Source organism: Achromobacter sp. ACM01, assembly GCF_014851745.1.
Taxonomy (GTDB): domain Bacteria; phylum Pseudomonadota; class Gammaproteobacteria; order Burkholderiales; family Burkholderiaceae_B; genus Achromobacter; species Achromobacter aegrifaciens.
This window is the reverse complement of record NZ_JACVAF010000005.1, coordinates 361,576-381,163: the sequence shown is the minus strand read 5'-3', so window position 1 is coordinate 381,163 and position 19,588 is coordinate 361,576. Positions and strand designations below refer to the sequence as shown.

The window sequence follows — 19,588 nt, the reverse complement described above, 5'->3', positions numbered from 1 at the left end:
GAAGCCGCGGGACTGTCAAGCAACAAAGTTGGCGCGAAAGGAATCAGGCGTGCTGGTGCATGGCCGACCGGTGCTTGGTGTCGCGCATGGTGGCGTACACCAGCAGCGACAGGAAGATGATGCCGGCGAGGTAGTAGTAGAACCACTCCTCGTGCCCCTGCTGTTTGAAGAACAGGGCAATGGCCGGCGCCGTGCCGCCGAAGATCGACACCGTCACGGCGTAGGGCACGGCCACGCCGGTGGCGCGGATGTTGGTGGGGAAGAGCTCCGCCTTCACCACCGCGTTGATGGAGGTGTAGCCGGCCGTGAACACCCAGGCGCCGCAGATCAGCAGGAAGGCCATGAAGGGCGAATGCGTATGCGACAGCGTCATCAGGATGGGCACCGTGAGCGCCGCGCCTGCCACGCCGAAGAACACCAGCAGCGGCTTGCGCCCGATCTTGTCGGACAGCGCGCCATACACCGGCTGCAGGATCAGCGCGAAGATCAGCGACCCGGCGATGATGTAGGTCGTGACGATGTCGGAGAAGCCCGAGGTCTGCCGCACGAAGGTCTGCATGTAGGTGGTGAAGGTATAGAACGCCGCGGTGCCGCCCGCGGTCAGGCCCACCACGATCGCGACCTCGCGCGGATATTTCAGCAGGCCGCGCAGCGAACTGGTCTGCGGCTTGGGCGCTTTCTGCGCCTCCTTGTAGGAATCCGTCTCGGGCATGTCGCGCCGCATCAGGGCCGTGATGATGGCCAGCATGGCGCCGATCACGAAGGGGATGCGCCAGCCCCATTCCACCAACTGCTCGTGGGTCAGGAACACGTTCTGCAACAGCAGCAGCACCAGGATGGCGCAGAGCTGGCCGCCGATCAGCGTGACGTACTGGAAGCTGGAATAGAAGCCGCGATGCTCGGGGTCCGCGATCTCGGTCAGGTAGGTGGCGCTGGCGCCATACTCGCCGCCCAGGCTCAGCCCCTCGATCACGCGCGCCAGGGCCAGCAGCGCGGGCGCGGCCAGGCCGATGGTGGCATAGGTGGGCGTGACCGCGATGATCAGCGAGCCCACGCACATCATCCCCACCGACACCATCAGCGACAGGCGCCGCCCATGGCGGTCGGCCAGATGGCCGAACAGCCAGCCGCCGAGCGGACGCACGATGAAGCCGGCCGCGAACAGCGTGGCCGCGTTCAGTTGCTGGACGACCGGGTCGTGGGACGGGAAAAACGCGGGGGCGAAGTACAGGGCGAAAGCGGTATAGGCGTAGAAGTCATACCACTCCACCAGATTGCCCATGGAGCCGATGAAGATCGCCTTGATGCGGCGCTTCGCGTCGGGGATGTCGAGATACGCTTGTGTCATATCCATCCTTCGGGTGCGTTTGTCGGGGGACGCCGGACACGCGATCGCGGGTGGGCCGCGAATGGAACATGCATTGCGTTATGTTGCGCCTGCGCGCGCGGAAATGCACGCGTATCAATACCGCTTCTTGTTCAGCTTTTTGTCAGGCCTGGCCGCGCCGGCTCACTTGCCGCGTGGCTTGATGACTTCGCAAGGCGCGGCGCCGTCCGCCGCCTGGGCCTCGTCGCCCAGCAGCGCCTGCGTGCCGCAAACCGAGCCGAACATGCCTTTGCTGTTGTGGCCGATACCGGCCACTTCGAAGGCGCGCCGGTGCAGCGTCACGGGTTTGGCGCCGCGGGCGGCCAGCACGTGTTCGTATTGTGCGTAGCCTGTGCCGCGGGCCAGCCGGGTCGCGCCCTGGGCTTCCGCGCCGCAGGTCTTGTCCAGCAGGCGGTCTTCGGGATTGTTGTCGGCGCCGCCCAGCAGATAGGTGACGTCGCGCGCGGCGTAGCGCACGAAGAGCTTGGATTCGTCGGTCTCGCGCGAGTACGCGGGCAGCTTGTCCGGGCCGTACTTGTACTGGTTGTAGGTGGGGCAGATGCCGCGCTCGTAGGGCGCATAGCCCTTGCCGTCGGCGCGGGGGCGCTCGTTGCTCAGGTACAGGTAGGACGAAGGATTGGCGACGACGTAGCGCAGCGCCAGCCCGTCGCGCCGCAGCGGGCCGTCGATGTTGTTCAGCACCGCGTAGCGTTGTACCAACTGCCCGCCGGCCGAGTGGCCGGCCAGCACGATGCCGGCCAGCGAGGCCAGGCGCTTGCGGTCGTCCAGGCTGCGCAGCAGGTCGTCCAGCACCTGGAACGAGCTGACGGGCGCGGGGCGTCCCGCGGCCTGCACGCTGTCTTCCCCGTCTTCCCAGCTGGCCTTGCGCCAGGCCGCCATGCCGCCGAAACCCGAATCGATGGAGCCCGAGAAGCGCGGCGCCAGGATCAGGGTGTCGCGGGCCCGCTCGGGGTTGTGCGCCAGCAGCGCGGCGACAGATTCGTAATAGCGGTCGGCGTCGCGCTTGACGCCGTGGATCACGACCACGACCTGCTTGATGTTGCGCAGGTCGTCCTTGGCCAGGTCGCGGTTGGCGTAGACCGGCATCTTGTAGCGGTGGCCGGGCTTGCCCAGTTCCAGGGACTGCCAGCGCAAGGGCGCCGCGCGCTTGGGCGCGGGCGCGGTTTCGCTGTAGTCGTAAGGGTCGGGCAGGGGCGTCTGCGCGCGCGCGGCCAGCGGCGCGAGCGCCGCCAGGGCGAACAGCGCGGCCAGGCCGCGCATGCGGTCCGGCCGCGCTACAAGCAAGGGGAGGATAGGTGCGCGGCGCATGGCGCGGCGGAAATTCAGCAGCTCTCTTGGCCCAGCAACTGCTTGAGCGCGGGCAGGTCCAGGATGCGGACCTCGCGCTGGTTGATCTTGATGAGGCCGTCGCGCGCAAAGCGCGAGAACAGCCGGCTGACCGTTTCCAGGGTCAGGCCGAGGTAGTTGCCGATTTCCTCGCGGCTCATGCGCAGCACGAATTCGGTGGAGGAATAGCCCAGCGAAGCGTAGCGCTGCGACAAGTTCAGCAGGAACGCGGCCAGGCGCTGCTCGGAACGCATGGAGCCCAGCGATGCCAGCATCTGGTGCGAGCGGTTGATTTCGCGGCTCATCAGGCGGCGGAATTGCTGCTGCAGCGAGGGCAGGTGGGTCGCGACCCGGTCGATGTCGGCCAGGCGGATGACGCAGACCTCGGAATCTTCCAGCGCCACGGCGGTCGAGACGTGCTTGCCGTCCAGCATGCCGTCCATGCCGACGATTTCGCCGGGCAGATGAAAGCCGGTGACCTGGATCTGGCCGGTCGCGTCTTCCAGCTGCGTCTTGAGGCTGCCGAAGCGCACGCTGTAGACCGCGTCCAGCGGGTGATTCAGCGAATAGAGCGGCTTGCCTTTTTCAAGGCGCACGCGTTCCCTGACCAGTTCGTCCAGCTTTTCCACTTCCGCGGCTGCCATGCCCACGGGCACGCACACATGCCCCAGCATGCATGTGGAGCAATGGGCGGCATCAGGGGCAACGGGGACCCGTTTTTGCATACGATGACCTCTATAGTGCCCATTGCGCGGACGGATGCCGGCATGGGTATAAAGCTTAAGACAAGCTGTATTGTAGTCCGTTGTTACTACGGGCGTCTTACGGGGCGTCCGATAGGGGGCGCGCAAGGCGGTAAGCGACCCAGTCGTCGGCGGCTATATCGACCGCCGCGCCGCGCAGGGCCGGGTCTATCGGGTAGTACTGGCAGCGCAGTTCCGGGGCTTGCGCGGGCGGTTCCAGGCGCGCCACGACCTCGCGCCGCACGAAGCAGCAGGGCTTGCCGGATTCGTACTCCTCGATCTCGTCCATCAGCGCCACCAGGGCGGGCTCCACCTGGAAAATGTCGCCGCGCACGCGCCGGCCGTCGTCCACCGGGATCAGGCCGGGCCAGTCGCCGAAGTCCACCAGGCGGCCCGGCACGCTGGCCGGACCGACATGGCGGGCCGCCGGCAGGCCGCGCCGGGCGGCGGCTTGAGCCAGGTCATTGATTTCGCCCGCGCGTAGGGTGCCGTAGACAAAAACGTATATGCTCATAGGTCAGGTTGTTGCTGCACGTCGAAAAAACCATGGCGCGGGCAGGGTGTTGAAATTCTCGCATCTGGCCGCATATTCAGGATATCGAGCCAGCCGGCACGTATCGGTCAGGCTCCCCAACAAGCCAAACGACCATTATGCGATTCGACAAACTGACTACCAAGTTCCAGCAAGCCCTGGCCGACGCTCAGAGTCTGGCCGCCCGCAACGACCATCCCTACATCGAGCCCATCCACGTGCTCTCCGCCTTGCTGTCGGATTCCGACAGCGGCGCGGGCAGCCTGCTGGCGCGCGCCGGCGTGGCCGTCAACCGGGTGCAGTCGGCCATCGACAGCGCCCTGAAGTCCCTGCCGCAGGTGCAGGGCGACGACAACGTCCAGGTCGGCCGCGACCTGCAGGCGGTGCTGACCCGCACCGACAAGGAAGCCGCGCGCCGTGGCGACACCTATATTGCCAGCGAACTGTTCCTGCTGGCGCTGGCGGACGACAAGGGCGACGCCGGCCGCATCCTGCGCGACGCGGGCCTGCAGAAAAAGGCCCTGGAGGCCGCGATCGACGCCGTGCGCGGCGGCGAGAACGTCTCCGGCGCGGAAGGCGAATCCAACCGCGAAGCCCTGTCCAAGTACACCATGGACCTGACCGAGCGCGCCCGCCAAGGCAAGCTCGACCCGGTGATCGGCCGCGACGACGAAATCCGCCGCACCATCCAGATCCTGCAGCGCCGCACCAAGAACAACCCCGTGCTGATCGGCGAACCCGGCGTGGGCAAGACCGCCATCGTCGAAGGCCTGGCGCAGCGCATCGTCAATGACGAAGTTCCCGAAACGCTGCGCGGCAAGCGTGTGCTGTCGCTGGACCTGGCCGCGCTGCTGGCCGGCGCGAAGTTCCGCGGCGAATTCGAAGAACGCCTGAAGGCCGTGCTGAAAGAGCTGTCGCTGGACGACGGCAGCAACATCGTCTTCATCGACGAACTCCACACCATGGTGGGCGCGGGCAAGGCCGAAGGCGCGATGGACGCCGGCAACATGCTCAAGCCCGCGCTTGCACGCGGCGAGCTGCACTGCATCGGCGCGACCACGCTGGACGAATACCGCAAGTACATCGAGAAGGACGCGGCGCTGGAGCGTCGCTTCCAGAAGGTGCTGGTCGACGAGCCCGACGTGGAATCCACAATCGCCATCCTGCGCGGTCTGCAGGAGCGCTATGAAATCCACCACGGCGTCGAGATCACCGACCCGGCCATCGTGGCCGCGGCCGAGCTCTCGCACCGCTACATCACCGACCGCTTCCTGCCTGACAAGGCCATCGACCTGATCGACGAGGCCGGCGCGCGCATCCGCATGGAAATCGATTCCAAGCCGGAAGTGATGGACAAGCTGGACCGCCGCATCATCCAGCTCAAGATCGAGCGCGAAGCCGTCAAGAAGGAATCCGACGACGCTTCCAAGCGCCGCCTGGGCGTGATCGAGGACGAACTCGAAAAGCTGCAACGCGAGTACAACGACTTCGAGGAAATCTGGAAGGCCGAGAAAGCGGCGGTGCAGGGCACGCAGGCCATCAAGGAAGAAATCGACAGCGTGCGCGCCGAAATGGCGGAACTGCAGCGCAAGGGCCAGTTCGACAAGCTGGCCGAGCTGCAGTACGGCAAGCTGCCGGACCTGGAAGCGCGCCTGAAGGCGGCCGAAGTGGGCGCCGCGGAAGCGGCCGAGGAAGCCGAGGGCGGCGAAGGGCGTCCGCGCCTGTTGCGCACCCGCGTCGGCGCCGAGGAAATCGCCGAGGTCGTGTCGCGCGCCACCGGCATTCCGGTGTCCAAGATGATGCAGGGCGAACGCGAGAAGCTGCTGCACATGGAGGAATACCTGCATAAGCGCGTGGTGGGCCAGGACGAGGCCGTACGCCTGGTGTCCGACGCCATCCGGCGTTCGCGCGCCGGCCTGGCGGACCCGTCGCGCCCCTACGGCTCCTTCCTGTTCCTGGGCCCCACGGGCGTGGGCAAGACCGAGCTGACGCGTGCGCTGGCCGAGTTCCTGTTCGATTCCGAAGAGCACATGATCCGCATCGACATGAGCGAATTCATGGAGAAGCACTCGGTGGCCCGCCTGATCGGCGCGCCGCCGGGATACGTGGGCTACGAAGAAGGCGGCTACCTGACCGAAGCCGTGCGCCGCAAGCCGTACAGCGTGGTGCTGCTGGATGAAGTCGAAAAGGCCCATCCGGACGTCTTCAACGTGTTGCTGCAGGTGCTGGACGACGGCCGCCTGACCGACGGCCAGGGCCGCACGGTGGACTTCCGCAACACGGTGATCGTGATGACGTCCAACCTGGGTTCGCACCATATCCAGAGCCTGGCCGGCAAGCCTTACGAAGTGGTCAAGGAAGTGGTGTGGGACGAGCTCAAGCAGACCCTGCGCCCCGAATTCCTGAACCGTATCGACGAAGTGGTCGTGTTCCATGGCCTGGAAGCGCAGCACATCGAGTCGATCGCCCGCATCCAGCTGCGCCGCCTGGGCGAGCGCCTGGAAAAGCAGGAGATGCGCCTCGAAGTGAGCGAACCCGCGTTGGCGGAACTGGCCCGCTCCGGCTTCGATCCGGTGTTCGGCGCGCGCCCCTTGAAGCGCGCGATCCAGCAGCAGATCGAAAACCCGGTGGCGCGCCTGATCCTGGAAGGCCGCTTCGGCCCGCGCGACGTGGTGCCGGTGGACTGGCAGGACGGGCAGTTCGTCTTTACGCGGACCTTGCAGTAAACGGGTCCGGCGCGGCGAGATCCCGGCCGCGCATGAAAACAACCCTCGGAAGCTGGACTGACGTCCAGTTTCCGGGGGTTTTTACATGCGTCTTCAGCTTGCGTCGGCGTAGTCCTTGCGTTGCGCCGCCATCTGCCTGCCCAGCGTCTGCAGCGCCCGCAGCACCACGGCCATGCCGCGGCGGGTGTCCTCATCGCGCATCAGGCCGCGATGATGTTGGCGATGACCGGCGCCTGTTTATGGCAGGAGCCGCCCGCCTTGCTGACCGGCAGGTCGACGGTGTCGCCGATGACGTAGACATTCTGCAGCCCGTAGACCTGCAGCGTCTCGTGGTCGGTCGGCAGCCAGGCTTCGTTGTTTTCGGCTTGCGACACGCCGGACTCCAGCACGACATCCACCGCGCGTATCGGCGGCGTGGCCAGGAGGATGGCGAAGGGCTGGTCGCCGCCTTCCTCCGAGTGGCGGTCGAAGGGGAACCGCGTGACCTTGTCGACGCGGAATTCGATCTCGGGGCGCAGCAGGGAACGTTCCGGCCGTTTCAGTTCCTCCTGGAAGAAGAGGTTGAAGGCAACGTCAAGTGCAATGCGTCTGTGTGTGTAATAACTGTTGTCGGCTGCGTCAACCGTTCAATCAATCTTCAGTTTCGTCTCGGCCGCGTAGACGCGTCCCGCGTCCACGCGCAGCGGTTGCGGATCGAGCGCCGCGCCCTGGCAGGGGCCTTCGATGCACAACCCGTCCTCGAAGCGGAACAGGGCCGAATGATGCGCGCACATCAATACCTGGGCTTCGTAGGTCAGGACCGCGCCGTCGGCCGCGTTGAGCGTCACCGAGAAGTGGGGGCAGCGGTTGACGTAGCCCCAGACCGTCTGGCCCCGCCGCAGCAGGACCACCGGCTGCGCGCCCATCTCCGCCGTCAGCGAGCCGCCATCCGGAATGTCTTCGATCCGGCACAGCGCCGCCCCGGCGGCGTGCTCAAGCGCGGGGCAGCACGAAGTCATAACGTCCCTCGTGGAAGTCCGACCCGAAGCCGTAGCGCTTGCCCAGCGCGGAATCCGCAGCTTGCGGGCGGTATTGCAGCACCAGCGAGGGCTTCACGCCGAACACCGCGTCCGACGCGAGATACGGATCGCCGGCGTTGAACAGATGGGTTACCAGCCGCTGGTGCCCAGGCGCATCGATCATGAAGTGCAGATGCGCCGGCCGGAAGATGTGCCGGCCGGTCGCCGCCATCATGCGGCCGACGGGACCGTCGCCCGGGATCGGATAGGACACCGGCAGGATGGTGCGGATCGCGAAACTGCCGTCTTCGCCGCTGCGGTAGCGGCCGCGCAGATTGCCCTGCGGCTGGTCCAGGTCCTGGCCCGAATACATGCCGTTGGCGGCCGTCTGCCACACGTCGAGCACGGCGCCGGCCAGCGGCCGGCCTTCGGTGTCGCGCACATGACCATGCACCAGCGCGGGCTCGCCTGGCGTCTGCGCCATGTCCTCGCCCGCCGCGCGCTCGGGCATGCCGGCCATGTAGAAGGGGCCGAACACCGTGCTCTCGGTGGCCTGGCCCGGCTTGCGGTGGTTGATGGCGTCCACCAGCATCGACACGCCCAGCGTGTCGGACAGCAGGATGAATTCCTGCCGCACCGCGCCGTCACAGATCTGGCCGGTCTCGGTCAGGAACCGGATCGCGGCCATCCATTCGGCCTCGGTGGGCTCGACGTCGGCAACGAAGGCGTGCAGATGCCGCACCAGGGACTGCATCAGCTGACGCAGCCTGGGATCCGGCGTCTGGGCGAAGGCGGCGGCGACCGTGTCGGTCAGGGCGGTTTCGGCGTTCGGCATAGCAGGGTTCATGGCGGCTCCTCAGCGCTTGAAATGCGGCGGCACGGCGGCGTCCACATTGACCCACACGGACCTTGCCTCAGTGTAGTCATGCATGGCCTCGAAGCCCATTTCGCGTCCGTAGCCGGACTGGCCCACGCCGCCGAACGGACTGCCGGGATTGACCCGCTTGTAGCAGTTGATCCAGCACATGCCGGCGTGGATGGCGCCTGCCATTTTGTGGGCGCGGGCCAGGTCGCGCGTCCACAGGCCGCTGCCCAGGCCGTAATCGGTGGCGTTGGCGATGGCCAGCGCTTCCTCGTCGCTGCCAAAGCGCAGCACGGTGACGAAAGGGCCGAAGACTTCTTCCTGCGCGACGCGGTCCTGGGGCCGGGCTTCGACGATGGTGGGCGCGACGTAGTAGCCGCGGGCCAGTTCGCCGCCGGGCGCCTGGCCGCCGGCCAGCAGGCGCGCGCCCTGTTCGGCGGCAATGCCCACGTAGGACAGGACCTTGTCGCGATGCTGCGCCGAGGTCAGCGGACCCATTTCGGTATCGGGCGAACGCGGGTCGCCCAGGCGGATGGAGTTCGCCAGCGCCGTGAAGCGCTCCAGAAAGGCATCGGCGATCTTGTCGTGCAGCATCAGGCGCGAACCTGCGATGCAGGCCTGGCCCTGGTTGTGGAAGATGGCCCAGGCCGCGCCGTTGATGGCGGCGTCGAGGTTGGCGTCGTCGAACACGATATTGGCGCCCTTGCCGCCAAGTTCCAGCTGTACCCGCTTGAGGTTGCCCTGGGACGCCTGCACGATGCGGCGGCCGGTGGCAGTCGACCCCGTGAAGGCGATCTTGCCCACGCCGGGATGCTCGGCCAGGCGTTGGCCTGCGGTGTGGCCGTAGCCGGGGACCATGTTGACCACGCCTTCGGGAAAGCCCGCCTGGGCCATCAGTTCTGCGATGCGCAGGGTCGACAGCGGGGTGAGTTCGGACGGCTTGAGCACCACCGTATTGCCAGCGGCCAGCGCCGGGCCCAGCTTCCAGCTGGTGAACATCAGCGGGAAGTTCCACGGCACGATCTGGCCGACCACGCCGATGGGCGCGCGCTGCACGTAGTTGAGGAAGCCCGCTTCCACCGGAATGACGCTGCCTTGCAGTTTGTCGGCCATGCCGCCGAAGTAACGGAAGCAGCCGGCGGTGCGCGGCACGTCCAGGCCGCGCGTGTCGCGTATCGGATGGCCGGTGTCCAGCGTTTCGAGCTGCGCCAGTTCTTCCGCGTTGGCTTCGATCAGGTCGGCCAGCTTGAGCAGCAGGCGCCCGCGTTCGGCCGCCGCCATGCGCGACCAGGCGGGAAAGGCGCGTTGCGCGGCCGCGACCGCGCGGTCCACGTCTTCGGCTTCGGCCGCGGCGATGGCAGTGATGAGGGTTCCGTCGTGCGGGTTGAGCACGTCTATCGTGCCGCCGGCGGCTGCGTCCACGAAACGGCCGTCGATAAAGAGTTTGTTCTGCATGGCTCTGGATACGTGATGGGTGGAAGGAGGCGGATTCAGAACTCGACGGGGTAGGGCGCGAGTTCGCCGCTTTCGTAGCGCTGGGGCAGATCGGGGGTGGCGTTCTCCCAGACCAGCAGCATCGAGCGCTTGGTCGAATAACCCTGATGGCGGATGTCGGCGGGCATGGCGCAGATGTCTCCCGCGCGCATGGTGACGCGGGCGCGCGGCGCGCCGGTGTCCTTGTCGCCGATGTCCCAGACGATTTCGTCGGACAGTTGCAGGAACCATTCGACGCGGTCATTGCCATGGAACACCGGCAGGATGAACTCCTCGGTGGTGGGGCAGAACAGGCTGGCGCCGCAGACGGAGGTGACAGAGGGGTTCCAGGTCACGTCCGAGCGCGACAGGTACTTGAACAGGCTGAACGCGTGCAGCGCGCCCTCGTAGCCCGGTTCGGCCTGGATCTGCGGCTCATCCTGGGTCACGTCGGCGAAGGCGCGGTTGACCGGCAGGTCGTCGCGCAGCGGCGAGTCTTCCGGCAGGCCGGGCATGCGGCGCGTGGCGATGCGCGAACGCTCGATGGCGGCGATGTTGTCGCCGTGCTTGCGGCCGAAGGCGGAGCCGGTTTCCTCGGGCGCGGCGAACGGATCGAAGCCTTCGTTGGTCCAGTCGTGCAGCATGGCCTTGAAGGTGGCCATGATGAGCGGCGTGTCGAAGGTTTCCGTGTAGTCCACGCCCGCGGCCTTCATGACGCCGTTGAACGAGCCGGCGTAGACGTCCACCTTGCCGTAGTGGTTGCGCGTGCCGAACACGTGGTCGAAGTTGACCCAGCCGTAGAAGAAGCCCCAGGCCACGTCGCGCATCAGCGCGCGCAGGAAAGCGTCGGCCGCGATGGCGTGGGTGCGCGTCTGGCCCTTGGAAGGCCAGTGCACCTTGACGAAGTATTCGTCACGGGTGAAGGTGAACGCGCCGAGATCGAAGCGCTTGTAGCCGGTGACGGCGTCGGCGGGCCCAGCCACGACTTTGCCGGCGGCGAAGGAAGAGGCGGGAGCGGGGGTGTCCAGCATGGCCATATCGGTACTCCAGAAAAGGAAAAAGGGGGGCGGCTTACTGCAGGCAGATGTCCGCCCACTTCTCGACGGACAATTCGCCGGCGCGGGTCTGGATCAGCAGCACGCCCGGATACGGTGCGGTGAAGCGGTAGGCGCAGCCGGCGGGCAATAGGCATTGGTGTCCGCGGCCCAGCAGCACGCGGCCCATGGGCTTGCCGGCGGGGGCCGTCCCCGCCAGCACCGTGCCGTCAGCGGCGGGGGGCGGCTGGTCCAGCGCCAGGAATTCGACCTGGGCCTGGCCGTCCATCAGGATCGCGAACTCGTCGTGGCTGCAGGCGTACCAAGGCGATACGCCTTCGGCGCGCAGCGTTTCGATGACGTATTCCAGGTTCTTGCCGACGACGACCTTTTCGTAGGGCGCCGAGTTCGCGGCCACCTCGAAAATGTTGGAAAAGACGTAATGGCGCGGCGAGCCTTGCGTGATCTCGATCGAGCCCTTGCGGTAATCCTTGAGCGAGCCGAAGACGGTGGTCGGTGTTGCGGTGTTCATGGTGCCTCCTGTGTCGGGTACTGCAGCCCGCGCGGCGGAAAGGGCGCGGACGGGGGAAAGGGGCGGGCGTCTCAGTCCACCTTGAGATTGATCTTGCGGATGACGCCGGTCCATTTGGCGGCGTCCTCGCGCAAGCGCAGCGCAGTGGCGTCGGGCGATTCGGGCTGCGGATCGAGGTCGTTGCCTTGCAGCTTCTGCTTCACCTCCGGAAGCGCCAGGGCGCGCGCCACCTCCGTATTCATGCGTTGCACGATGGCGGCCGGCGTGCCTTTGGGCGCGAACAGCATTTCGCGGAAGGTGGCGTCGTAGCCGGCCACGCCGGCCTGCTGCATGGTCGGCACGTCCGGCGCCTGGACCGAGCGCGCGCTGCCCGACACCGCCAGCCCGTAGAGCTTGCCGGCCGCAACGTAGGGCGCGACCACCGGCGAGGCCAGATAACCGCAGGGCACCTGGCCGGCCAGCACGTCCTGCGTGGCGGGCGACGGCCCCTTGTAGGGGACATGCAGGATGTCCAGGCCGGCGCCCGACAGATAGAGCTCCATCGCCAGATGGCCAGGCACGCCCTGGCCGCCGGAGGCATAGCTGAGGGCGCCGGGCGTCTTCTTGGCTTGCGCGTCCAGCTGCGTCAGCGTGCGCAGGCCCGAGGCGGCCGAGCACACCAGCATCTGGTTGAAGTTCGCCAGCGCGACCACCGGCGTCAGGTCGTCGGCCTTGAAATTCAGCTTGCGGTAGATGGCGGGGTTGATGGTGACGACGGTGTCGGGCGCTTCGAGGAAGGTGTAGCCGTCGGCGGGCGCACGGACCACCGCTTCGGCGCCGATGTTGCCGCCCGCGCCGGGGCGGTTCTCGACGATGACCGGCTGCTTGAGCGACTGCCCCACGGCGTCGGCCACGATGCGCGCGGCGGTGTCGCCCGGCGATCCCGCGGGAAAGGCGACCACGATGCGGATGGCGCGCGTGGGCCACTCCTCCTGCGCCTGGACGTGCGACGCCGTGCTGGCGGCCATACAGGCTGCCAGCGCAAGTAATTGCGATTTCATGCTGTCTCCTGAGTTTATTTTTTCAGGCGCCCTGGTCCGGGCGCGCTGCGCTACCACCTGCCGATATGGATGCCGACCGAGTCCTCCTTGCGTGTCCATCCCGTCATGGCGGCGTGGCTGACGGTGGGGTGGATCCTGCGGTTGCGCAGCCAGTCGAACAGCATGGCCTGGTAGCGTTCCCGCACGGACGCGTGCGCGGGATCCGCGCCCAGGTCGTCGTACTCGTCCGGGTCGGCGCGCAAATCGAACAGCTGCGGACGCAGGCCTTCGAAATGGACGTACTTCCAATCGTGGTCGCGCACCATGATGGTGTGGCAGCCGTCGGCGGGACGGCCCAGCGGTTCGCGCACGAAGTCGCGGAACGCGTAGTTGTTTTCCGAGAACACGGCGCGGCGCCAGTCGGAGGGTTCCTCGCCGCGCAGCAGCGGCAGCAGGGAACGGCCTTCGAGGATGTGGTCGGGGATCTCGGCGCCCAGCGCGTCCAGGATGGTGGGCACCAGGTCGATCGCTTCCACCAGCCGCGATTCCACCACGCCGCGGCGCGCGCCGTCGCCGGGCAGACGCACGATCAGCGGCACCTTGGCCACGCAATCGTGAAACAGTTCCTTCTCGCCCAGGTAGTGGTCGCCCAGGTAGTCGCCATGGTCGCTGCAGAAGATGACCATGGTGTCCTGGTCGCGGCCGCTGCGCCGCAGGTAGTCGAACAGCACGCCCAATTGGTCGTCGACCTGCTTGATGAGGCCCATGTAGGTGGGTATCACGGTCTCGCGCACCTGGTCGCAGGAAAAGTTCCTGCTGACCTCGGCCTGGCGAAAGCCCTGCAGCACGGGATGCGCGTTTTCGAGTTCGCGCGCCGCGCGTTTGGCGGGTTGCATGTCGTCGGCCGAGTACATGGCGTGGTATGGCGCGGGTGCGACATAGGGCCAGTGCGGCTTGATGTAGGACAGATGCAGCACCCAGGGCTGCTCGCCGCTTTGCTCCATGAATTCGATCGCGCGCCGCGTCATGTAGGGCGTTTCGGAGTCGGCTTGCGCGACGCGCGCCGGCAGGCCGGCATAGCGCATGTTCCAGCCGGACAGGATCTCGCCGTTGGCGCCCAGCGCCGAGTTGGCGTGGTCGTGCCAGGGATTGGCGCCGTCGTAGCCTTGCTTGCGCAGGTATTGCGTGTAGTGGTGCGATTCGTCGCTGAAGCCCGGCGGCCAGATGCCGTCGTCGCGGTCGTAGGGCTCGAAGCCGCCTTGCGCGGCCAGCAGGCCGCTGGCGCTTGCCGGATCTATGCCCAGGCGCCGCATGCCGGACCTGTCGGCCTCCACGTGGGTCTTGCCCGCCACCGCCACGCGCACGCCCAGGGGGCGCAGGTAGTCGCCCAGCGTCATTTCGCTGACAGGCATGGGGACGAAGTTCCACACCGCACCGTGGCTGGTGACATAGCGGCCGGTGTAATAGGACATGCGCGACGGCCCGCAGACCGGGCCCTGCACGAAGGCATTGTCGAAACGCATGCCTTCGGCGGCCAGACGATCGATATTGGGGGTGCGCAGGCGCGGGTGCCCATAGCAGGACAGGTAGTCCCAGCGCAGTTGGTCGCACATGATCCAGAGCACATTGCGTACAGCCTGTCCGCTCATTCCCGCCTCTCTTCCCGTTCCGCCAGCCACCGCGGCTTGCGTTAGACGCCACGATATTTCGCGGGGGGTGGGCGGCTCAAGCAGGTTTTGCTAGAGTTTCACTGAGTGAAATTTCCAGTTGTGCTGAAAGAGGGGGCGCAATGAGCCGTTGGACGCCGAAGGTAAAGACCATAGACGCGCTGGAGCGCGGCCTGATCGTGCTGGACGAGGTGCGCGCCACGCAGGGCGCAAGCCTGCAGGAGCTGCATGTGCGCACCGGCTACGCCAAGGCCACGCTGCTGCGCATCCTGGCGACGCTGCAACTGCGCGGACTGATCTGGCGGAGGATCGCGGACGACTATTTTTGCCCCGCCAGCTCGCTCAACGAGCCCAGCCGGCGCGCGCGCGTGCTGGATCTGCTGGGCCAGTGCGCGGCGCCGGAGCTGGACCGGCTGCAGGCGCAGGTGCTGTGGCCGTCGGACCTGACGGTGCGCCGCGGCACCGCCATGATCGTGCGCGAAACCAACCGCAGCCAGTCGTACTTCACCATCCGCCGCGACAACATCGGCTTCCAGATCAACATGCTGCGCTCCGCAGTGGGGCGCGCGTATCTGGCGTTCTGCGCCGACAAAGAGCGCGATTCGATCCTGGCCGCGCTGCGCCGCAGCCGCCGCGAGGGCGACGCGCTGGCCCACGATTGCGCCGCCGTGGAGAAAATGCTGGAGCAGACACGCCGCCAAGGCTACGGCCTGCGCGAGCAGCGCTTTGGCGGCGACTACGACAAGACCCGCAAGGACCAGAACGACAGGCTGGAGGCCATCGCCCTGCCTATCCTGGCCGCGCCGGGGCGGCTCTACGGCTGCGTCAACATCGTGTGGATCCAGGGCGTACGCACGGCCGGGCAGATGGTGGAGCAGTGCCTGGAGCCGCTGTGCCGTACGGCGCGGGCCATCTCCGCCGGGATGAACCGGCGCGATTGAAGCCGTTCAGGCCTTGGCGGCCTTCGCCTCTGCGCGCGCCTGCGCGATGATGGCGCGGGCGGTCCAGCGCGCTACGTCCGTGAGTTCGGCCAGCTCCAGTTTCCAGATGTCCTTCAACACCAGGAACACCTCCGTCCCATAGACCAGCGACAAGGCCTGGGCCACGCGGTCCAGCTGGGCCGGGGTCAGCTCGGGCGCCAGCGGCGCGATGGCGCGCCTGAGGATGTCGACGCGATGGCCGCGCACCAGCCGCGGTTCGGTTGCGGCGCGTCCGGCGCTGGCTTCGGCGTGCTGCTGCAGCGACACCATGATGGCGGCGCGCAGCGGCGCTTCGTGCGCTGCCAGCCGGGGGTAGGCGAAGCGCAGCAGTTCGTCGATGCGGTCGGCGGCGTCGGGCGCGGCAGAGTCCCAGGCCAGGATGGGCCCGAGGCTCTCGTCCACCACGGCTGCGATCAGCGCGCTCTGGCTGGGAAAGTAGCGATAGGCGGTGGCGCGCGATACCTGCGCGTGTTCGGCCAGTTCGGCCACCGACGGCGTGATGCCCTGGGCCATCAGCCGCTGCGCCGCATCCAGCAGGATCTTGCGCATGCGCGCGCGCGGCCCGTGCGGCGGTTCGCCGCTGGCGGCGGCTTGCGGACTGGCCGGCGCGATCAGGCGCGCCGTGCCGGCCGCGGAGGGGGCGGGAGTTTGACGTGAGACAGGTGTCTCAGTATGATTCTTTCGTCTCATTTCTAGATTCTACAGGCCTCGCGGCCTCACATATCGAGGCGCGCACCGAGTGTAGCCGCCCGCGGAGGAGTCATGACGCATACGAATCGGCGGGTCTACGTGGCCGCCACCTATGACACCAAGGGCCAAGAGGCTGAGTACGTGATGGACCTGCTGCGCCGGGACGGACTGGATCCGGTGTCGGTGGACGTGTCCACTTCCGGCGCCGCCAGCGCGGCACAGGTGCAGGCCAGCGAGGTGGCCGCCAGCCATCCGGGCGGCGCCGGCGCGGTCTTCACCGGCGACCGTGGCACGGCCATCGCGGCCATGGCGCTGGCGTTCGAACGCTACGCGGCCGGCAACGCCGGGATAGGCGCGCTGCTGGGCCTGGGCGGCTCGGGCGGCACCGCGCTGATCACGCCCGCCATGCGCGCGCTGCCGATCGGCACGCCCAAGCTGATGGTGTCGACGATGGCCTCGGGCAATGTCGCGCCCTATGTCGGGCCCTCGGACATCGCCATGATGTATTCCGTGACCGACGTCGCGGGCCTGAACCGCATTTCCCGCCGGGTGCTGGCCAATGCCGCCGGCGCGATCGGCGGCGCCTTCAAACAGGCGGCGAGCGCCACGGCCGATGACGGCCGGCCCGCCGTGGGCATCACCATGTTCGGCGTCACCACCGCCTGCGTGCAGCAGGTGACGCCGCTGCTGGAGTCCCGCTACGACTGCCTGGTGTTCCATGCCACCGGCACGGGCGGGCAGTCGATGGAAAAGCTGCTGGACAGCCATCTGCTGGGCGGCGTGCTGGACCTGACCACCACCGAAGTCTGCGACTTCCTGTTTGGCGGCGTGCTGGCCTGCACCGAGGACCGCTTCGGCGCAGTGGCCCGCACCGGACTGCCTTACGTGGGCTCCTGCGGCGCGCTGGACATGGTGAATTTCGGCGCCATGGACACCGTTCCGGAACGCTACCGCGGCCGCAAGTTCTATCCGCACAATCCGCAGGTGACGCTGATGCGCACCACCGTGGAAGAAAACACCCGCCAGGGCGAATGGATCGCCGCCAGGCTGAATCAATGCCAGGGCCCGGTGCGCTTCCTGATCCCGGAGGGCGGCGTCTCTGCGCTGGACGCGCCGGGACAGGCGTTCTGGGATCCGGAAGCCGACGCCGCGCTGTACGCGGCGCTGGAGGCGAATCTGGTGCAGACCGCCGACCGCCGTCTGGTGCGCGTGCCGTGCCATATCAACGACCCGCTCTTCGCCCAGACCGCGGTCGACCAATTTCTTGAAATCGCTACACACTGAGGACCGCCGCCATGCCGCGCTTTGACCGCAACGAACTCATGGACAAGTATCGCGCCATGGTGCGCTCGCGCACGCCCATCGTCGGCGGCGGCGCGGGCACCGGCTTGTCGGCCAAGTGCGAGGAAGCGGGCGGCATCGACCTGATCGTGATCTATAACTCGGGCCGCTACCGCATGGCGGGGCGCGGGTCGCTGGCGGGGCTTCTGGCTTATGGCAACGCCAACGAGATCGTGGTGGACATGGGGCGCGAAGTCCTGCCGGTGGTAAAGAAGACGCCGGTGCTGGCCGGCGTCAATGGCACCGATCCGTTCTGCGATTTCGACGTGTTCCTGGACGACCTCAAGCGCCAGGGCTTTGCCGGCGTGCAGAACTTTCCCACCGTGGGCCTCATCGACGGCACCTTCCGCGCCAACCTGGAAGAGACCGGCATGGGCTACGCGCTGGAAGTGGACATGATCCGCCTGGCCCACAAGAAGGGCATGCTGACCACGCCCTACGTGTTCAATGAGGACGACGCCGTCGCCATGACGAAGGCCGGCGCCGACATCATCGTGGCCCATATGGGCCTGACGACCGGCGGCTCGATCGGCGCCGAGACCGCGCAGACGCTGGACGGTTGCGTGGCGGCCATCGACCGCATCGCCGCGGCCGCGTTGGCGGTGCGCCCGGATATCATCGTGCTGTGCCACGGCGGTCCCATCGCCACGCCCGAAGACGCAGCCTACGTGCTGCGCGCGTGCAAGCATTGCCATGGCTTCTATGGCGCCAGCTCGATGGAGCGGCTGCCCACTGAACAGGCACTGACCGCGGCAACGCGCGAGTTCAAGAGCCTGACGTTCTGATTCCGTCGCTTCCGACGTTTTCTCCATCCCTGGGCCGCGCGCCCGCAGGAGTCCGCATGCCGCATACCGTACACGTCAGCGCCATCATCCACGCGCCGCTTCAGAAAGTCTGGGCCAGTTTCCGCGACTTCAACGGCCTGGCCGCCTGGCATCCCGGCATCGCCGAAAGCCGCCTGGAAGAGGGCGGCCGCCATGACGCCGTAGGCAGCGTGCGGCACCTGTCGCTCAAGCCTTCCGGTTTCGTCCGCGAGCAGTTGCTGATGCTGGACGATCCGGGCACGGCGCTGCGCTACTCCATCATCGAGACCGACCTGCCCATGCGCGACTACATCGCCGGCGTGTCCCTGCATGCCGTCACCGAGGGCGGCCACACGCTGGTGGAGTGGTGGGCGGATTTCCGCGTCGAGGGCGCGGAGCTGAGCGACGTGGCCAACGCCGTGGGCCGCAACGTGTTCGCGGCGGGGCTGGCGGCGCTGGATGAGAAGCTGCGCGGAGCCTGATCGCGCCGAGCCTGTCTTTCAGGCTTTCAAACCCTTGGCCGGCATGCGCTTGCAGCCGGCCGGCAGCGGCGCGCTGCGCAGGTAGTCGTGGATGGCGCGAATCAGCGCCTGCGCGGCGGGGCTCAAGGGGTATTCCTTGTGCCGGATGATGCAGACCGTGCGCACGACAGTGGGCCGCGCCAGCAATGCGTAGGCCAGTCCCGGCTCCATTACCCGCTGCGCGGCCAGCGCAGGCAGTAGCGCCACGCCCAGGCCGGCCTGGACCAGCGCCGCCTGCGAGGTGGTGCTGGACGCTTCGTAGAATGGCGCGCCGGCTTCTATCGGCAGGTCGGCGCGGGCGCGCAACAGCGCCATGATGCCGGTCTCGTCCACCACCCCCACCAGTTTGCGGCCGGCCAGGTCCGACCAGCGCATCGTGCCGTCGCGCGCGGGGCGCAGGCTGGCGTCGTCTTCCCGGTACAACACGCCGAAACGATCTTCCAGCAGGGCGTCGAACTGCAGGCCGGGCGCGTCGGCCCAGCGGCTGGTCAGGCCGAAGTCGACCTCGCGCGCGGCGACCTTGCGCTGGATGCGGCCGGAGTTGTCGTCGCTGAGATACAGGCGCACCGCCGGGTAGCGGGCGGAAAACGCCGCGGCGGCGGGCGCGATGATCTGCGTGATGGCAGACGGCGCTGCCGCCACCCCGACCCGACCGCGCTCCAGCGCGCCATAGCGCTGCACGTCGTCTATCACCCCATCGAAATCCGCCAGCAGCCGCATGACGCGCGGCAGGAATTCCTCGCCGGCCGCCGTCAGCAGCACGCGCCGGCTGGTGCGCGCGAACAGTTGCGTGGCGAGCGCGTCTTCCAGCTGCCGCACCAGGCTGGTCACCGACGACTGCGTCTGGAAGAGGCGCTTGGCCGCGTGCGTGAAGCTGGATTCCTGGGCCACCGCGACGAAGGCGGTCAGGTGCTTCAGGGTGACGTGCTTGGGCAGACGATTCATTTCAAATAG

Annotated in this window: 18 protein-coding genes and 1 pseudogene; 5 read left to right on the top strand and 14 right to left on the bottom strand. The window is 67.4% G+C overall.

From position 1 onward, the window contains the following. Positions 1-43: 43 nt before the first annotated feature. The 4 genes from IB268_RS24525 to IB268_RS24510 all read right to left on the bottom strand — a co-directional run bounded on the left by IB268_RS24525 (position 44) and on the right by IB268_RS24510 (position 3,970). Positions 44-1,348 (bottom strand): MFS transporter, encoded by a 1,305-nt coding sequence (locus IB268_RS24525; RefSeq protein WP_054452516.1) that lies wholly within the window; start codon positions 1,346-1,348, stop codon positions 44-46. 162 nt (positions 1,349-1,510) lie between these two features. Continuing rightward, a complete protein-coding gene (locus tag IB268_RS24520) occupies positions 1,511-2,695 on the bottom strand; it encodes a hypothetical protein (RefSeq protein WP_225591468.1) in 1,185 nt (394 codons plus the stop codon). Between the two features lie 14 nt (positions 2,696-2,709). Further along, complete coding sequence (locus tag IB268_RS24515) at positions 2,710-3,438, bottom strand: helix-turn-helix domain-containing protein (RefSeq protein ID WP_192354927.1); 729 nt, start codon at positions 3,436-3,438, stop codon at positions 2,710-2,712. A 97-nt stretch (positions 3,439-3,535) separates the two neighbouring features. Continuing rightward, the gene (locus IB268_RS24510) at positions 3,536-3,970 is read right to left on the bottom strand and encodes a gamma-glutamylcyclotransferase (protein WP_192328618.1); all 435 of its coding nucleotides are present in this window, start codon (positions 3,968-3,970) and stop codon (positions 3,536-3,538) included. A gap of 137 nt (positions 3,971-4,107) precedes the next feature. Between IB268_RS24510 and clpB the strand changes: the two genes are divergently transcribed. After that, positions 4,108-6,714, top strand: a complete 2,607-nt coding sequence (gene clpB, locus IB268_RS24505; RefSeq protein WP_054452508.1) for an ATP-dependent chaperone ClpB — start codon at positions 4,108-4,110, stop codon at positions 6,712-6,714. A gap of 203 nt (positions 6,715-6,917) precedes the next feature. Here clpB and IB268_RS24500 read toward each other — a convergent pair. The 8 genes and pseudogenes from IB268_RS24500 to IB268_RS24465 form a co-directional block, all read right to left on the bottom strand. After that, positions 6,918-7,175, bottom strand: a pseudogene (locus tag IB268_RS24500) (NAD(P)/FAD-dependent oxidoreductase); the annotation flags it as partial. A gap of 165 nt (positions 7,176-7,340) precedes the next feature. Then, positions 7,341-7,712: a Rieske 2Fe-2S domain-containing protein gene (locus IB268_RS24495; protein ID WP_192354926.1), complete on the bottom strand. Its 372-nt coding sequence runs from the start codon at positions 7,710-7,712 to the stop codon at positions 7,341-7,343. After that, positions 7,687-8,559, bottom strand: a complete 873-nt coding sequence (locus IB268_RS24490) for an intradiol ring-cleavage dioxygenase (protein ID WP_175164162.1) — start codon at positions 8,557-8,559, stop codon at positions 7,687-7,689. Before IB268_RS24490 ends, IB268_RS24495 begins: the two co-directional genes overlap by 26 nt. Positions 8,560-8,568: 9 nt before the next feature. Further along, on the bottom strand, positions 8,569-10,029 hold the full coding sequence (locus IB268_RS24485) for an aldehyde dehydrogenase family protein (RefSeq protein WP_119449282.1): 1,461 nt from the start codon (positions 10,027-10,029) through the stop codon (positions 8,569-8,571). Positions 10,030-10,064: 35 nt separating this feature from the next. Beyond that, a complete protein-coding gene (locus IB268_RS24480) occupies positions 10,065-11,084 on the bottom strand; it encodes a hydroxyquinol 1,2-dioxygenase (RefSeq protein WP_054452490.1) in 1,020 nt (339 codons plus the stop codon). 34 nt (positions 11,085-11,118) lie between these two features. Then, a complete protein-coding gene (locus IB268_RS24475) occupies positions 11,119-11,613 on the bottom strand; it encodes a hydroxyquinol 1,2-dioxygenase (protein ID WP_119449283.1) in 495 nt (164 codons plus the stop codon). 71 nt (positions 11,614-11,684) lie between these two features. Next, positions 11,685-12,653: a tripartite tricarboxylate transporter substrate binding protein gene (locus IB268_RS24470; RefSeq protein ID WP_192354925.1), complete on the bottom strand. Its 969-nt coding sequence runs from the start codon at positions 12,651-12,653 to the stop codon at positions 11,685-11,687. A 50-nt stretch (positions 12,654-12,703) separates the two neighbouring features. Then, on the bottom strand, positions 12,704-14,281 hold the full coding sequence (locus IB268_RS24465) for an alkaline phosphatase family protein (protein WP_054452483.1): 1,578 nt from the start codon (positions 14,279-14,281) through the stop codon (positions 12,704-12,706). Between the two features lie 140 nt (positions 14,282-14,421). Between IB268_RS24465 and IB268_RS24460 the strand changes: the two genes are divergently transcribed. Next, positions 14,422-15,240: an IclR family transcriptional regulator C-terminal domain-containing protein gene (locus tag IB268_RS24460; protein WP_119449285.1), complete on the top strand. Its 819-nt coding sequence runs from the start codon at positions 14,422-14,424 to the stop codon at positions 15,238-15,240. 6 nt (positions 15,241-15,246) lie between these two features. On the opposite strand, the gene IB268_RS24455 is transcribed toward IB268_RS24460, so the two are convergent. Beyond that, positions 15,247-15,894, bottom strand: coding sequence for a TetR/AcrR family transcriptional regulator (locus IB268_RS24455; RefSeq protein ID WP_054453648.1), 648 nt, complete (start codon positions 15,892-15,894; stop codon positions 15,247-15,249). A gap of 147 nt (positions 15,895-16,041) precedes the next feature. On the opposite strand from IB268_RS24455, the gene IB268_RS24450 reads away from it, so the two are divergent. From IB268_RS24450 to IB268_RS24440, 3 genes are read left to right on the top strand one after another with little or no spacing between them, the layout of a single operon-like run. Next, positions 16,042-17,253 (top strand): Tm-1-like ATP-binding domain-containing protein, encoded by a 1,212-nt coding sequence (locus IB268_RS24450; RefSeq protein WP_054452480.1) that lies wholly within the window; start codon positions 16,042-16,044, stop codon positions 17,251-17,253. A gap of 11 nt (positions 17,254-17,264) precedes the next feature. Beyond that, a complete protein-coding gene (locus IB268_RS24445) occupies positions 17,265-18,095 on the top strand; it encodes a phosphoenolpyruvate hydrolase family protein (RefSeq protein ID WP_192354924.1) in 831 nt (276 codons plus the stop codon). Positions 18,096-18,151: 56 nt separating this feature from the next. Further along, positions 18,152-18,595 (top strand): SRPBCC family protein, encoded by a 444-nt coding sequence (locus tag IB268_RS24440; protein ID WP_054452474.1) that lies wholly within the window; start codon positions 18,152-18,154, stop codon positions 18,593-18,595. 18 nt (positions 18,596-18,613) lie between these two features. On the opposite strand, the gene IB268_RS24435 is transcribed toward IB268_RS24440, so the two are convergent. Then, positions 18,614-19,579, bottom strand: coding sequence for a LysR family transcriptional regulator (locus IB268_RS24435; RefSeq protein ID WP_054452471.1), 966 nt, complete (start codon positions 19,577-19,579; stop codon positions 18,614-18,616). Positions 19,580-19,588 lie beyond the last annotated feature (9 nt).